This window comes from Rhodanobacter sp. FW106-HT46G03 (genome assembly GCF_058789895.1).
Map to the genome: position 1 here is coordinate 1240658 of NZ_JBYTCC010000001.1, position 14297 is coordinate 1254954.

The 14297-nt window shown below is 68.1% G+C and carries 12 protein-coding genes; 9 read left to right on the plus strand and 3 right to left on the minus strand.

Going from position 1 to position 14297, the window contains the following annotated elements:
* Positions 1-64: 64 nt before the first annotated feature.
* Entirely contained in the window at positions 65-823 is a 759-nt protein-coding gene (locus AC3WP6_RS05235; protein ID WP_492626739.1) for an RNA methyltransferase, read from the plus strand.
* A gap of 3 nt (positions 824-826) precedes the next feature.
* On the opposite strand, the gene AC3WP6_RS05240 is transcribed toward AC3WP6_RS05235, so the two are convergent.
* The gene (locus tag AC3WP6_RS05240) at positions 827-2152 is read right to left on the minus strand and encodes a hemolysin family protein (protein WP_492626740.1); all 1326 of its coding nucleotides are present in this window, start codon (positions 2150-2152) and stop codon (positions 827-829) included.
* 227 nt (positions 2153-2379) lie between these two features.
* Here AC3WP6_RS05240 and AC3WP6_RS05245 point away from each other — a divergent pair, with 227 nt between their 5' ends.
* From AC3WP6_RS05245 to AC3WP6_RS05260, 4 genes are all read left to right on the plus strand, one after another.
* Complete coding sequence (locus AC3WP6_RS05245; protein ID WP_492626741.1) at positions 2380-3009, plus strand: DUF47 domain-containing protein; 630 nt, start codon at positions 2380-2382, stop codon at positions 3007-3009.
* Positions 3010-3019: 10 nt separating this feature from the next.
* Complete coding sequence (locus AC3WP6_RS05250; RefSeq protein WP_492626742.1) at positions 3020-4144, plus strand: inorganic phosphate transporter; 1125 nt, start codon at positions 3020-3022, stop codon at positions 4142-4144.
* Positions 4145-4188: 44 nt separating this feature from the next.
* On the plus strand, positions 4189-4521 hold the full coding sequence (locus AC3WP6_RS05255) for an MGMT family protein (RefSeq protein WP_492628637.1): 333 nt from the start codon (positions 4189-4191) through the stop codon (positions 4519-4521).
* 219 nt (positions 4522-4740) lie between these two features.
* A complete protein-coding gene (locus AC3WP6_RS05260; protein WP_492626743.1) occupies positions 4741-8070 on the plus strand; it encodes a sensor histidine kinase in 3330 nt (1109 codons plus the stop codon).
* A gap of 36 nt (positions 8071-8106) precedes the next feature.
* On the opposite strand, the gene AC3WP6_RS05265 is transcribed toward AC3WP6_RS05260, so the two are convergent.
* Complete coding sequence (locus AC3WP6_RS05265) at positions 8107-8769, minus strand: response regulator transcription factor (protein WP_492626744.1); 663 nt, start codon at positions 8767-8769, stop codon at positions 8107-8109.
* Positions 8770-8962: 193 nt separating this feature from the next.
* Between AC3WP6_RS05265 and AC3WP6_RS05270 the strand changes: the two genes are divergently transcribed.
* The 4 genes from AC3WP6_RS05270 to AC3WP6_RS05285 all read left to right on the plus strand — a co-directional run bounded on the left by AC3WP6_RS05270 (position 8963) and on the right by AC3WP6_RS05285 (position 12999).
* A complete protein-coding gene (locus AC3WP6_RS05270; RefSeq protein ID WP_492626745.1) occupies positions 8963-10714 on the plus strand; it encodes a 3-hydroxybutyrate oligomer hydrolase family protein in 1752 nt (583 codons plus the stop codon).
* 56 nt (positions 10715-10770) lie between these two features.
* Complete coding sequence (locus AC3WP6_RS05275; protein ID WP_492626746.1) at positions 10771-11280, plus strand: peptidylprolyl isomerase; 510 nt, start codon at positions 10771-10773, stop codon at positions 11278-11280.
* Between the two features lie 93 nt (positions 11281-11373).
* The gene (locus AC3WP6_RS05280; RefSeq protein ID WP_492626747.1) at positions 11374-11787 is read left to right on the plus strand and encodes a YidB family protein; all 414 of its coding nucleotides are present in this window, start codon (positions 11374-11376) and stop codon (positions 11785-11787) included.
* A 228-nt stretch (positions 11788-12015) separates the two neighbouring features.
* Positions 12016-12999, plus strand: a complete 984-nt coding sequence (locus AC3WP6_RS05285; protein WP_492626748.1) for a malate dehydrogenase — start codon at positions 12016-12018, stop codon at positions 12997-12999.
* Positions 13000-13072: 73 nt separating this feature from the next.
* Here the strand turns inward: AC3WP6_RS05285 and AC3WP6_RS05290 are convergent, their stop codons facing one another.
* Positions 13073-14230 carry an isovaleryl-CoA dehydrogenase gene (locus tag AC3WP6_RS05290; protein ID WP_492626749.1) on the minus strand — a complete coding sequence of 386 codons (1158 nt, stop codon included), beginning with the start codon at positions 14228-14230 and terminating at the stop codon, positions 13073-13075.
* Positions 14231-14297: the final 67 nt, after the last annotated feature.

Consider the following 14297-nt stretch of genomic DNA (forward strand, 5'->3'; position numbering starts at 1 on the left):
CCCGTATCCCGAATCCCCGCTCGTCACGCCGTATGCTGTTCAGCCCCTCTCACTCACCGTGACCATGACCGCTTCCGAACTTGCTCCGCTCTTCCGTTACGTGCTGGTGCGCACCTCGCACCCCGGCAATATCGGCAGTGCCGCGCGCGCGATCCGTACCATGGGGTTTACCCGCATGGAGCTGGTGGCGCCGCACCGGTTTCCCGATCGCGAGGCGAACGCGTTGGCGGCCGGAGCGGACGACGTGCTGGAAGGCGCCGGCGTGCACGCCGGCATGATCGAGGCGTTGGCTGGCTGTCGTTACGCGATCGGGTTGTCCGCCCGCCGCCGCGGGGTGAATCTGCCGGAGCTCAGCCCGCGCGAAGGGGCGCGCCAGGCGCTGGACGCGGCGTTGCGCGGCGACCAGGTGGCGCTGGTGTTCGGCAACGAGCGCACCGGGTTGGAAAACGAGGAGCTGGCGCATTGCCACGCGATGGTGCGCATCCCGAGCGTGGATGATTTCAGCTCGTTGAACCTCGCGCAGGCGGTGCAGGTGATGGCCTACGAGATGCGCCTGATGCTGCTGGGCGACGCGGTGCCCAGCCCGCCGCCGGCACACGACGAGCCGCCGGCCGAGGTGGAACAGATGGAGCAGTTCTACGCGCATCTGGCGCAGACGCTGGACGACATCGACTTCCACAAGGGCCGCGAGCCGACCACGATCATGCTGCGGCTGCGCAAGCTGTTTCAGCGCGCGCAACCCGATCAGCGCGAGCTGCGCGTACTGCACGGCATCCTGGCCGATGCCCAGCGCATGGCGCACCTGGCGGGCGAAAAGCGCTGAGTTTCAGCCGTCGGCCGCGTCCGCGTCCGCGGGAGGCGCCGCGCGGGTGACCAGCAGCTTGTCGATGCGCGCACCGTCCAGGTCGACCACTTCAAAGCGGAACCCCTGTGCGCTGAACACCTCGCCGGTTTGCGGGATGTGGCCGAGCGCCGCCATCACCATGCCGGCAGCGGTGTTGTAGTCGTGCTGGTCCTCGCCGGGCAGGTGGTCGAGGCCGAGCAGTTCGCGCAGGTCGTCGTTCGCCAGGCTGCCGTCCACCAGCCAGCTGCCGTCGGCGCGCTCGACGATCGGCGCCTCGTCGGCGGCGTCGGCGTGTGCGAGCTGCGGGGCGCCGACCACGGCGGCAAACAGGTCGCTGACCGTCACCAGCCCCTCGATGTCGCCGTATTCGTCGACCGCAAGCGCAAGCTGGGTATCGGCGTCGCGGAACTGTTCGAGCAGATCCAGCGCACGCGCGGTGGATGGCACGTACAGCGGCTTGGCGAGGTGGTCGAACAGTTGCGGCCGGCCCTCGGCAAAGCCCTGCAGCAGACGCTTGACCTCGACCACGCCCACGACTTCACTCTCGTCGCCGCGGTATACCGGATAGCGCGAGTAGGGGGTCTGCTTGAGCGTCGCCAGGTTGTCCTTGCGCGGCGCCGCCATGTCCAGCCAGGCGATGCGCACGCGCGGCGTCATCACGCTGTCCACCGTGCGGTCGCCCAGGCGCAGCACGCGGTTCACCATGTTGTGCTCGTCCTCGTCGAGCACGCCCTGCTCGGCGCTTTCCGCCACCAGCAGGCGAATCTCCTCCTCGCTGGCGGCCGAGCGGCCGCGGCCATGGATGCGCAGCGCGCGCAGCAGGAGCCCGCTGGCGGCGTTCAGCGTCCACACGAAGGGCGCGGTGATGCGCGAGAGCACCAGCATCGGCATCGCGACCACGGCGGAGAGCTTTTCCGGACCAGCCAACGCCACGCGCTTGGGCACCAGCTCGCCGACCACGATCTGGATGAACGAGATCAGCGCAAAGCCAAGCACCACGCCGATCACCCGCGCGTAGGGCGCCAACGTTGCCGCGCGACCGCCATGCAGCCATTGCGCAATGTGGCCACCCACCGCATCGCCGGCCACCGCACCGGTGATGAGCATCACCAGGGTGATGCCGACCTGCACGGTGGAGAGGAAGTACTCCGGCCGCTCCGCGTGGCGCAGCGCCAGCGCTGCATGCCGGCTGTGACGTGCCAGCTGCTTGAGCCGGCTCTTGCGCGAGGCGATCAAGGCCATTTCGGACAGCGCAAAGAAGCCGTTGGCCAGCGCAAGCACGAGGACGAGCGCGATTTCGGTCAGCATCGCGGTTGACGCGTTGAGGGGGGCATGCGCGCAGTGTAGCGGCAGGCGTGTGGCACCTTTGGTGGCGCCCCGATGCCGCGGCGTGGGGCCGGCAGCCTGGGCAGCAGGAATCATGCGGGCCTTGGCCAGCACCGCGGGTTTGCAGTGGCTCGCGTCGAAGGTTTCTGCCGCTCGAGCCGTCACCAGCCTGTAATATTGCGCCCATTCGCGTCCGGGACGTACCCCACATGTTTTCCCTGCAGACGATTTTTGGCAAAGGCGACAAGTTCTACGGGCTGCTTGAGCAGAGCGCCGCGGTAGCGCATGAGAGTGCGCAAGCGCTGCACGGCATGACCACCCAGCCGGACCAGGCGCCGCTCATGGCGGCGTTTGCCGCCACCCGCGCGCGTGAAAAGAACCTCGCCTCGCAGATCAGCGAGGAACTCATCAACACCTTCGTCACGGCGCTCGACCGCGAAGACATCGAGGCGCTCAACTCCGCGCTGTACAAGATCCCCAAGACGGTGGAGAAGTTCGCCGAGCGCTACGCGATCGTCGCCGAACGCCTCACCGGAGTGGATTTCACGCAGCGCGCGACGGTGCTGGAGCGTTCGGCCGACGTGGTGGTGCAGATGATCGGCGAGCTGCGCCGCGGCCTGCACATCGACCCGGTGCGCAAGCTGCAGGAACGCCTGCAGACGCTCGAATCCGAAGGCGACCGCATGTTGCTGGCGCCGTATCGCACGCTGTATCTCGAGGGCGCCGACGCGATGAAGGCGATGCTGGCGAAGGACTTGTTCGAGCTGATCGAGAAGGCGATCGACAAGTGCCGCGACGTCGGCAACATCGTGTATTCGATCGTGCTCAAGAACTCCTGAGGCTGCGCGCATGAGTCTCGGCGTGCTTGTGCTGGTGATGGTGATCGCACTCACCTTCACCTACATCAACGGGTTCCACGACACCGCGAATTCGATCGCCACGGTAGTGGCCACCAAGGTGCTGTCGCCTGGCCAGGCGGTGCTGCTGGCGGCGGTGACCAACCTGGTCGGCGCGCTGTGGGGCACGGCGGTGGCAGCCACCATCGCTGCCGGCATCGTCAATACCGGCGTGGTCGACGTGGGGTCGGAGCTGCTGATCTGCGCGTTGCTGGCAGCGATCGTCTGGAACCTCATCACCTGGTGGCTGGGGCTTCCCTCCAGCTCGAGCCATGCGTTGGTCGGTGCGCTGGTCGGTGCCGCGCTGGCGGAAACCGGCGGCAACTTTGACGCGGTGGTATGGGCCACCGACGGCGCGCACTGGTGGCTGGGCAAAGGCGTGATCCCCAAGGTGGTGGTACCGATGGTGGTGTCGCCGATCGCGGGCCTGGTGCTCGGGTTCCTGTTGATGGGCGGGTTGTTCGCCCTGCTGGCGTGGTTTTCGCGGCGCCGCAACTGGTTGTGGCAGCTCGGGCGCACGCCGTTCGTGACGGCGTTCTTTGGCAAGGCGCAGATTTTTTCCGCCAGCGCCATGGGTATTGCGCACGGCATGAACGACGCGCAGAAAAGCATGGGCATCATTGCGCTGGCGCTGGCGAGCGCCACGGCCGCGGGCCAGTTCGACCACGTGCCCGCGTGGCTCGACTTTCTCAAGATCAACGAAAACACCGCGGGCGGTTTCGTGGTGCCGGCCTGGGTCGCCGTGGTGTGCGCGCTGACCATGGCAGGCGGTACCGCTGGCGGTGGCTGGCGCATCATCAAGACGCTGGGCCACAAGATGGTGAAGCTGCATCCGATCAATGGCTTTGCGGCGGAAAGCAGTTCGGCGGCGGTGATCCTGGTGTCCTCGGTGTTCGGCTTGCCGGTGTCGACCACCCATGTGGTGTCCTCCGCGATCATGGGCGTGGGTTCGGCCAAACGCACCAACGCCATCCGCTGGTCGGTGGTGGAGCGTATGGTGTGGGCGTGGATTCTCACCTTGCCGATCACCGCATTGTTCGCCTGGTGCCTGGTCGGGCTTACCCACCTCTGGCGGTGAGCAGCCGGCCTCGCCAGGCATCGCCGGCAGCGCTGCTGGCCACCTTGCCGGAAATCCACGCGCGCATTTACGCCGCCATCGCGGCGATCCCGCGCGGGCGCGTCGCCAGCTACGGCGCGATCGCGAAACGCGCCGGGCTGCCGGGTCGCGCGCGCCTCGTCGGCAAGCTTCTGGGTGCAACCCCGGACGGGCTGGAACTGCCGTGGTTCCGGGTGCTGCGCGCTTCTGGCCACATCGCGTTGCCCAAGGGCTGTGCCGGTTTTCGCGAGCAGGTTCGGCGCCTGCGCGCCGAAGGGGTCGAGGTGCGCAACGGCCGCGTGGCACTGGCCGCGTTCGGGCTGGATGGCGATCTGGATCGGGAGCTGTGGGGCATGTAGTTGCGCGGCCGTTGGTCCGGCAGGTGTGCGAGGATTGAGCTGCCTCACGCAGCCTGTGGCTGTCGGCGGCTCGCGCGTGGCAGGGGGCGGCTCGCCAGGGGAGGCCGTCGGGCGGTAGGGAGCGCGTCGCGTCGCGTCGTTTTGTCCCGCATACGAGATGCACCGATTTGACATGAGGCTGTCCAGCGTCCGCCTTCTTTCGCCTTGCGCCATCCGCCCATGTTGAGCGTTGGCTGGATCATCGCCGCGGCGCTGATGTGGCTGGGGCTGCTGTTCGCGGTGGCGCTGTACGGCGAGCGACACGCCCAGGTACTGCACAAGCGCTGGGCAGTCGTTTACGGTCTGTCGCTGGCGATCCACTGCACGTCATGGACGTTCTACGGCACCGTCACCCAGGCCAGTCGTTCGGGCTGGTGGCTGCCGCCGACTTTCGTGGGTGCCATCCTGATTTACCTGTTTGCAGCCGATTGGCTGCGCCGGCTGGTGCGCATGGCGCACGAGTACAACGCCGGCTCGCTTGCCGACCTGATCGCGGCGCGGCTCGGGCGGCACTCCGGGCTGGCGGCGCTGGTCACGGCAGTGATGCTGGTGGGCATGGTTCCGTACGTCGCGCTGCAGCTCAAGGCGGTGGCCATGAGCTACGCGGTGCTCAGCCGTGGCCACGTGGTGGGCACCCCGGCGTGGCAGGACAGCGCGTTGTACGTCGGGTTGGTGATGGCGGTGTTCACCATGCTGTTTGGTACACGGCGCGCGGCCACGACAGAACACAACCGCGGGTTGATGCTGGCGGTGGCGTTCGAGTCGTTGTTCAAGCTGGCGGCCATGCTGGCGCTGGGCGTGCTGCTGTTCGTGCCGATTCCCGCTGGCGCCGTGGTGGGCAGCATGCCGCCGACCGGCGATGCCAGCGGGTTTCCCGCGTTGATCCTGCTGGGTGCGTTGGCGATGTTCACCATGCCGCACCAGTTCCACGCCGGCGTGGTGGAGTGTCGCGACGATGTCCATGTGCGCACCGCGCGCTGGGTGTTTCCGCTGTATCTGCTGCTGATCTCGCTGCCGATCCTGCCGCTGGCGCGGCTGGGCGACCGCTGGCTGGGGCCGGTGGGTGTCGCCTCCGATTTGTATGTGCTTGCGCTGCCGCTGGCGCATGGCGATCGCGGGTTGGCGCTGGTCGCGTTTCTTGGCGGGCTCAGCGCGGCCACCAGCATGGTGGTGATTGCCACGCTCACGCTGAGCCTCATGGTGAGCAACCATTTTGTCGCCCCGCTGCTGGTGCGTGCGGGCTGGGGGCGTGGCCAGCAAGGCGATTTGCGCGGCGCGGTGTTGATGCAGCGGCGCATCGCGATCCTTGCCATCGTGCTGCTGGCCTGGGCCTACAGCCGCGTGCTGGCGCGCAGCGACGCGCTGGCGGATATCGGCGCGATCTCGTTTTCCGCGCTGGCGGGACTCGCGCCGGCCACCTTGATCGCAATGTACCGCCCGCATGTCGGCGCCCGTGCGGTATGGGCCGGACTGCTGGTCGGCGTGCTGGTGTGGTTCTACGCGCTGCTGCCGGCGTTGTTCGTGCCGCAGCCGGAGTGGGTGCGCAGCGGCCCGCTCGGGGTGACGTGGCTGGCGCCGGCGCATCTGCTCGGGCTCGACGAATGGGGGCGGCTGACGCGGGCGGTGGTGCTGAGCCTGGCGGCCAACGTGGCCACCACCTGGCTGGTGGCGCGTTCGCGGTTTGCGCACCCGGCGCCGAGCGCCGAGGGCGATGTCGGGTTGTCGGAGTTGCACCGTCTGGCGGGCCGCTTTCTGCCGGCGGCACACATCCGCAAATTGTTCGCCGGTGCACCCCAGGAAGGGCTGGCCGAAGCAACGCGGGTAGCGGCGGTGGAACACGAGCTGGCCGCCGTGATTGGTGCCAGCTCGGCGCGCCTGCTGCTCGACGTGATGCGCCATCAGGGGCCGCACGACCTGGCTGCCGTGGCGGAGATCGTCGGCGAGGCCGCGCAGGATCTGCGTTTCAACCAGCGCGTGCTGGCGGCGGCGCTGGCCAGCATGAGCCAGGGCATCTGCGTGATCGACGCGCAGCTGCGGGTGGTGGCGTGGAACCGGCCCTACGAGCGGCTGTTCGACTACCCGCCGGGTCTGCTGGTCATCGGGCGGCCGGTAGCCGATCTGGTGCGCTACAACCTTGGCGCCGGGCTGGCCGGCGGCGGCGAGATCGACAGTGATGTGCGGCGGCGGCTGGCGCACATGCACGCCGGTTCGCCGCATCATTCGGAGCGCACCTTTCCGCACGGGCGGGTGATCGAAATACGCGGCAACGCGATGCCCGGCGGTGGTTATGTGGCGACCTATACCGACGTCACCGCCTCGCGCGAGGTCGAGCGGGCGCTCAAGCGGGCGAACGAAACACTGGAAGAGCGCGTGGCCGACCGTACCCAGGCGCTGGAGCGGGCGACGGCCGCCGCCCAGCACGCCAACGATGCAAAGTCCCACTTTCTCGCCGCGGTCAGCCACGACCTGTTGCAGCCGTTGCATGCCGCACAGTTGTTTGCGCACACCTTGCGTCCGCAGCTCACCGCCGACACCACCGGCGGCGCGACCTTGCGGCATCTTGATGGCGCGCTGGAAGCGACCGAGAACCTGCTCGCCGGCTTGCTCGACATCGCCCGACTCGAAGGTGGCCGGATCGCGGTCGAGCGGCGTGCGTTTGCCCTGGCGGAAGTGCTCGACCCGCTGGCGGCGGAATGCCAGGCATTGGCGCGCGAACGCGGCATGCGCCTGCGGGTGGTGGCGGCGCGGGGTTGGGCACATTCGGATCCCGCCCTGCTGCGACGGATCGTGCAGAACTTTCTTTCCAACGCATTGCGTTACACCGAACGCGGCGAAATCCTGCTTGGTTGCCGGCGTCGTGGCGCGGATTGGCGCATCGAGGTGTGGGACACCGGCCCCGGCATTGCACCGGCAGAACAACAGTTGATCTTCGAGGAGTTTCGCCGCGGCAGTACGGCAAGCGGGCAGGGCCTTGGATTGGGGCTGGCGATCGCCAAGCGCATCGCCGGGCTGCTTGGCCATCGCCTGAGCGTGCGTTCGTGGCCGGGACGCGGCAGCCTGTTTGCGGTGCGGGTGCCACGCGTGGCTGCCGGCAAACCGGTTGAACCATCGGCAAGCATCTCCACGCGGCCGCTGCCGCGCGGGCGCGCGCTAGTATTGGACAACGACCCGGATGCCCTCGCAGCGCTGGCCACGCTGTTGGAACAGTGGGGCTGGACGGTGCATGCAGCGCGCTCCGTGGCGCATGCGCGACAGGTGCCATGGGTGCCCGATTTGCTGCTGCTCGATTACCACCTGGATGGCGGCCACACCGGCCTCGATGCCCTGCAGCAACTGCGCCCGCAGTGCGGCGCGGCCCCGGTCGTGGTGATTACCGCCGATCGCGATCCGGCCTTGCGCGCGCGCTTGCTCGCCGCGGGCGTGCAGGTGCTCTACAAGCCGATGCGCCCGCTCGCGCTGCGGCAGCTGATTCTGCGCCATGTCCGCCCGGGTTCCGATGTTGGCTCGTAGCCCTTCGCCAAAGGCGTCGCCCGGCCGAAGGCCGACCTACAGCATCCCGGCCGGATCGGCGAGATCCAGCGAGCGCAGCAGGATGCCGGCTTGCGTGCGGTTGTGCACGCCGAGTTTTTCGAAAATGGCGGTGACGTGCGCCTTGACGGTGCGCTCCTGAATCGCGAGGCGGTCGGCGATCTGCTTGTTGAGCAGTCCCTCGGCCACCAGTTCCAGCACGCGGTATTGCTGCTCGGTCAGGCGCGCGAGACGGGCGGCGAGCGCGCTGTCCTGCGGGTTGGGGGGCAGTTCCGCCACCTGGCGCGCCAGGCGTGGCGGTACCCATTCGCCGCAATCGAGCACGGTGCGGATCGCGGCGGCGATGTCGTCGTGGCCGGCGCTCTTGGTGATGTAGCCGGCGGCGCCGTAATCGAGTGCGCGGCGTACCACACGCGGCTCGTCGTGGGCGGAAACCACGATCACCGCCACCGCCGGAAATTGCCCGCGCAGCGCCGCCAGCCCGGACAGCCCGCGGCTGCCGGGCATGTGCAGATCCAGCAGCACCAGGTCGATATCCGGATCGGCGGCCATGGCCGCCATCGCGGCCGCCAGGTCGGCGGCTTCGGCAACCACCGCTTCCGCGCCAAGCGCCGCCAGCGCCGCGTGGTGCAGCGCGGTGCGAAACAGCGGATGGTCGTCGGCAATCAGCAGGTGCGGCATGGTCAGTTTCGCAGCGGTGGTTTCGAGCCTAACCATACGCTGCGGCCGGCGCATCGGACTTTCGTCCTATGGCCGCAGTCGCCACGCACGCTATTGTCGTGGCATGACGCCTTTTGCCCTGCGGTTGCTGATGATCGGTGCCTGGGTCGCGACCGGGGCGAGCACGGCGTTGCCTGCTGCAGGAGCCGCTGCGATGACACTTTCCTTTGTGGCCGGCCCGGTGCAAGTCACCGAGCATCGACATGGCGATGACCTGTTGAGCGCCGGGCTCGGCCTCACTGGCTTGCGCGGGTTGCCCTCGGCGTATGCGGATGCGGCGCACCCGACGCCGGCGGAGCTGCGTCGGCGCGCGATCCAGTCGAGCTGGAAGGGCATCGCCGATCTTGGCCCGCTGGGTGGCTACGGCACTGTCTATGGCGCGGTGCCGGAGGTGCCGGGGCGCGAGTACACCGCGTTTGCACGCATCCCCGACGCGCACTATCCGCATCGGGTACTGCTGCAGGCGCCGGATCATTTCGACCGCAAGGCGCGGTGCCTGGTGGTGGCGGCATCGTCCGGCTCGCGCGGCGTGTACGGCGCCATTGCGTTGGCCGGCGCGTGGGGACTGCCCAAGGGTTGCGCCGTGGCCTACACCGACAAGGGCACCGGTGCCGGCTATTTCGATACCGCCGACGGCACCGGGGTGGCGCTGGATGGCACACGGCACGCCGTTGGCGCGGAGCCGCTGGAATTTGCGCCGGAACACTACGCCGCCGATGCCGGCATCGTGGTCAAGCACGCGCATTCGGGCGACAACCCCGAGGCCGACTGGGGGCGGGATGTGCTGCAGGCAGTGCAGTTTGGCCTGGCCATGCTCGATCGCGCGTATCCAGATGCCGCGCCGTTCACGGCACGCAATACGCGGGTGATCGTGACCGGGCTGTCCAATGGCGGCGGTGCCGCGTTGCAGGCGGCAGGGCTCGACGAAACCGGGTTGATCGACGCCGTGGTGGCGCTGGAACCCAACGTGTACGTGCCGGGGCACGGCCGCGCCTTGTTTGACTACGTCACCGAAGCCGCGCTGTTGATGCCGTGTGCGCTGGCCGACGCGCAGTACGCGGGTGCGCCTCTGGCACGCGTGGCCGGTGTGCTGCCGCCGGCGTTTGCGGCCCGTTGCGCGGCGCTGCATGCGGATGGCGAGTTGTCCGGCACCACGTTGGCGGAACAGGCGGCCGCAGCGCGTGCACGGTTGCACGCCAATGGCTGGCGCGATGAGGCCATTGCCACTGCGGCGAGCACCACGGCGTTCGATGCGTGGCGCGCGGTCGCCGCCGCGTATGCCTCGGCGTACCTGCGGCGCGGGGTCGGTGCGATGCCGTGCGGTTATGCCTATCGCACCACGGATGCGGCCGGCAAACCGGGGCTGGCGAGCGAGGCAGTACGCAACTCGTGGTGGGCGGATGCCTCGGGCATTCCGCCGGGCAACCAGGTGGCGCTGACCGGCGGCACCGACGCCTCCGGCGCCCCGACGCTGACTGGCCTGCGCTGCCTGCGCGCGCTGTGGGCCGGCAACGACGCCAACGCGCGCGCCTTGCACGCGGCGGTGGCGGCGCTAGCGGTGCATCTGCCGCGTGCCGGCTTGCCGATCTGGGTAGTGCATGGTGCAACCGACGGCTTGCTGCCGGTGAGCTTCACCTCCGAGCCGTACGTGGCGTGGTTGCGCGCGCAGGGGCGCCAGCCGCTGTATTGGGCGATCCCCGGCGCCCAGCATTTCGACGCTTTTCTCGCGCTGCCCGGCTTTGGCGACCGCCATGTGCCGCTGTTGCCTTACGGCTACGCGGCGCTTGATCGCATGTGGGATCACCTCGTGGACGACAAATCCTTGCCGGTGAACCCACCCACGCCGGCAGCGCGTCCGCGCGGTGCCGGTGCGCTCGACGCCGGCATGCTGGATCTGCCGCACTGACGTGGTGCCTGGGTGACGTTATCCTTGCGCTTTGCCTTCCCACCGCAAGGATCCCCATGGCCATCAACGTCACCCTGACCACCAACCGCGGCGACATCCACCTGCGTCTGCACGACGACAAGGCGTCGCTGACGGTGGCGAACTTTGTCAATCTCGTGCGCCGCGGCTATTACGACGGCCTGTCGTTCCACCGCGTGATCGCCGATTTCATGGTCCAGGGCGGCTGCCCCGAGGGCACCGGCCGTGGCGGCCCGGGCTACCGGTTCGAGGATGAATTCGACGCTACGCTGCGGCATGATAAGCCGGGCGTGCTGTCGATGGCGAACGCCGGCCCGCGCACCAATGGCAGCCAGTTCTTCATCACCCACGTTGCCACGCCGTGGCTGGACGGCAAGCACAGCGTGTTTGGCGAAGTGGTCGGTGCGGGCGATCAGGCGGTGGTCAACGCGATCCAGCAGGGCGATGTCATCACCAAGGCCACCGCCGACGGCGATGTCGATGCCTTGCTGGCCAAACACGCCGAGCGTGTCGGCGAGTGGAACCGGGTGCTCGACCAGCGCGGCTGAGGGCTGGTACCGTCAGAGGTGGGCGTGTGTCCGGTGCCGCGTTCCACGGCCTGCTCGCTGGCCCATCCCTCTGACTGTGCAAGGAGTACGACCATGTCACTGTTGAGTGGATTGCTGGGTGGTGCCGGCCAAGGCGCCGGTGGCGGCTCGCTGATCGAGGTGGCGGGCAAATTGATCCAGGGCGCCGGTGGCGTGCAGGGCCTGGTCTCGACGCTCACTCAGCACGGGCTGGGCGACGCCGTGCAGTCGTGGGTGGGCACCGGCGGCAATCAGGCGGTCACCGGCCAGCAGCTGGGCGACGCGCTGCAGAAGGGTGGTCTGGGCTCGCTGGTGCAGGAAGCCGCCGGCAAGCTTGGCACCGATCCGACCCAGCTGCTCGGTCAGCTTGCCCAAGTGTTGCCGCACGCCGTCGATCACCTGACGCCGGACGGGCAGGTGCCGGCGGGCACCGGTGGTGGTTTCGACCTGGGGTCGCTTGCCGGGCTGGCCGGCAAGTTGTTCCGCTGAGCCGCTGCGCGCTCGCCGCGTGGCTGGCGAGCGGAATGCCATGACAGGGGTTGCGCGGCGCGCACCCCCGTTGGCACGCCCCGGCTGCTGCGGCGCGGCATGCTAAAATCTCCCGGTTTGACGGCTGTGTTCGCCGAACCCGGAAAGCCGCGGCACGCGGTGCGCAACCATCGCCCCATGCGCGGTCGGCGGCTTTCCTCCCCGCTTACCGACCCATGGAGATCCATGATGAAAGCCCCCGTTCGAGTTGCCGTCACCGGTGCCGCCGGTCAGATTGGCTACGCCTTGTTGTTCCGCATTGCCGCCGGCGACATGCTCGGCCCGGATCAGCCGGTCATCCTGCACCTGCTGGAGATCACCCCGGCGCTGCCGGCGCTGCAGGGCGTGGTGATGGAGCTGAACGATTGCGCCTTCCCGACGCTCGCCGGCATCGTTGCCACCGATGACGCGAATGTCGCGTTCAAGGATGTGGATTACGCCCTGCTGGTTGGCGCGCGCCCGCGCGGCCCCGGCATGGAGCGCAAGGACCTGCTGCAGGCCAACGGCAAGATCTTCGGGCCGCAGGGCAAGGCCCTGAACGACCACGCCAAGCGCGACGTGAAGGTGCTGGTGGTGGGCAACCCGGCCAACACCAATGCACTGATCGCCCAGCAGAACGCGCCGTCCCTGGACCCCAAGTGCTTCACCGCGATGGTGCGGCTGGACCACAACCGCGCCAAGAGCCAGCTCGCCGAGAAACTCGGCAAGCACAACAGCGACATCAAGCAGATGATCATCTGGGGCAACCACAGCTCCACCCAGTATCCGGACATCCACCACGCCACCATCGACGGCAAGCCGGTGCTGGCCCAGGTGGGCCAGGAGTGGTACGAAAAGACCTTCATCCCCACTGTGCAGCAGCGCGGCGCGGCCATCATCAAGGCGCGCGGCGCTTCCTCCGCCGCCTCGGCGGCCAATGCCGCGATCGACCACATGCGCACGTGGTCGCTGGGTACCGCGGCCGGCGACTGGGTGTCGATGGGCGTGCCGTCCGATGGCTCCTACGGCATCGAGCCAGGCGTGATCTTTGGCTACCCGGTGACCTGCAAGGATGGCAAGTACACCATCGTGCAGGGGCTGGAAATCGATGCCTTCTCGCGTGCCAAGCTGGATGCCACCAGCAAGGAACTGCGCGAGGAGCGCGCGAGCGTGGAGCAGTTGTTCGCCAAGTAACCGCGAGCGACAGTGACCAACGCGAAGGGCGGCCAACTGGCCGCCCTTCGTCGTCATGGCGTGTGCAGCAGGGTTACGCCTTGCCGTTGAACAACTCGCGCCCGATCAGCATGCGCCGGATCTCGTTGGTGCCGGCGCCGATCTCGTAGAGCTTGGCATCGCGCAGCAGGCGACCGGTGTCGAAGTCGTTGATGTAGCCGTTGCCGCCCAGCGCCTGGATTGCCTCCAGCGTGACGGCGACCGCGTTGCGCGAGGCATTGAGCAGGCACGCAGCCGGATCGACGCGCGAGCGTTCGCCGGCGTCGAAACCGCGCGCCACCGTGTAGGCGAAGGCGCGCGAGGATTGCAGCGCGGTGTACATGTCGGCCACTTTCGCCTGCATGATGCCAAATGTGCCCACCGCCACGCCAAACTGCTTGCGCTCGCGCACGTAGGGCAGGGTGATGTCGAGCGCCGCCTGCATCAGGCCGAGCGGGCCGCCGCTGAGCACCAGGCGCTCGGTGTCCAGCCCGCTCATCAGCACGCATACGCCCTCGTTCACCTCGCCCACCACGTTGGCAGTGGGGATCGCGCAATCGGTGAACACCAGCTCGCAGGTGTTGGAGCCGCGCATGCCCAGTTTGTCGAGCTTTTGCGCAGTGCTGAAGCCGGGCATGCCTTTTTCCACGATGAACGCGGTCATGCCGTGGCTGCCGGCGGTTTTCGGCGCGGTGCGCATGTACACCAGCAGCACGTCGGCATCCGGACCGTTGGTAATCCACATCTTGTTGCCGTTGGCGATCCAGGTGTCGCCGTGCAGCTCGGCATGGCAAGCCATCGAACCGACGACGTCGGAGCCGGCGCCCGGCTCGCTCATCGCCAGCGCGCCGACATGCTCGCCCGAGCACAGTTTGGGCAGGTAGCGCTTGCGTTGCGCCTCGTTGCCGTTCTTGAAAATGTTGTTGACGCACAGGTTGGAATGCGCACCGTACGAGAGGCCGATCGAGCCCGACGCGCGCGAGATTTCCTCCATCGCCACCATGTGCGCGAGATAACCCAGGTCGGTGCCGCCGTATTCGCCGGCGACGGTCATGCCGAGCAGGCCGAGGTCGCCGAACTTGCGCCACAGATCCTTCGGGAAGTGGTTGTCGCGATCGACCTGTGCGGCGCGCGGCGCGATTTCCTTTTGCGCAAACGCGTGCACGGTGTCGCGCAGCAGGTCGATGTCTTCGCCGAGCGGAAACGGACGCATCACCAACTCCTGATCGTGGGGACTTAACCGGTGGATGTTAATGCACCGCGGCAGCTTGGCGCTGACG

Excerpts from the sequence above, each read along its gene's own strand:
- AC3WP6_RS05275 (WP_492626746.1), top strand. The coding sequence starts at position 10,771 with ATGGCCATCAACGTCACCCTGACCACCAACCGCGGCGACATCCACCTG.
- AC3WP6_RS05250 (WP_492626742.1), top strand. The coding sequence starts at position 3,020 with ATGAGTCTCGGCGTGCTTGTGCTGGTGATGGTGATCGCACTCACCTTC.
- AC3WP6_RS05270 (WP_492626745.1), top strand. The coding sequence starts at position 8,963 with ATGACACTTTCCTTTGTGGCCGGCCCGGTGCAAGTCACCGAGCATCGA.
- AC3WP6_RS05240 (WP_492626740.1), bottom strand. The coding sequence starts at position 2,152 with ATGCTGACCGAAATCGCGCTCGTCCTCGTGCTTGCGCTGGCCAACGGC.
- AC3WP6_RS05285 (WP_492626748.1), top strand. The coding sequence starts at position 12,016 with ATGAAAGCCCCCGTTCGAGTTGCCGTCACCGGTGCCGCCGGTCAGATT.
- AC3WP6_RS05245 (WP_492626741.1), top strand. The coding sequence starts at position 2,380 with ATGTTTTCCCTGCAGACGATTTTTGGCAAAGGCGACAAGTTCTACGGG.
- AC3WP6_RS05290 (WP_492626749.1), bottom strand. The coding sequence starts at position 14,230 with ATGCGTCCGTTTCCGCTCGGCGAAGACATCGACCTGCTGCGCGACACC.
- AC3WP6_RS05260 (WP_492626743.1), top strand. The coding sequence starts at position 4,741 with ATGTTGAGCGTTGGCTGGATCATCGCCGCGGCGCTGATGTGGCTGGGG.
- AC3WP6_RS05265 (WP_492626744.1), bottom strand. The coding sequence starts at position 8,769 with ATGCCGCACCTGCTGATTGCCGACGACCATCCGCTGTTTCGCACCGCG.
- AC3WP6_RS05235 (WP_492626739.1), top strand. The coding sequence starts at position 65 with ATGACCGCTTCCGAACTTGCTCCGCTCTTCCGTTACGTGCTGGTGCGC.
- AC3WP6_RS05280 (WP_492626747.1), top strand. The coding sequence starts at position 11,374 with ATGTCACTGTTGAGTGGATTGCTGGGTGGTGCCGGCCAAGGCGCCGGT.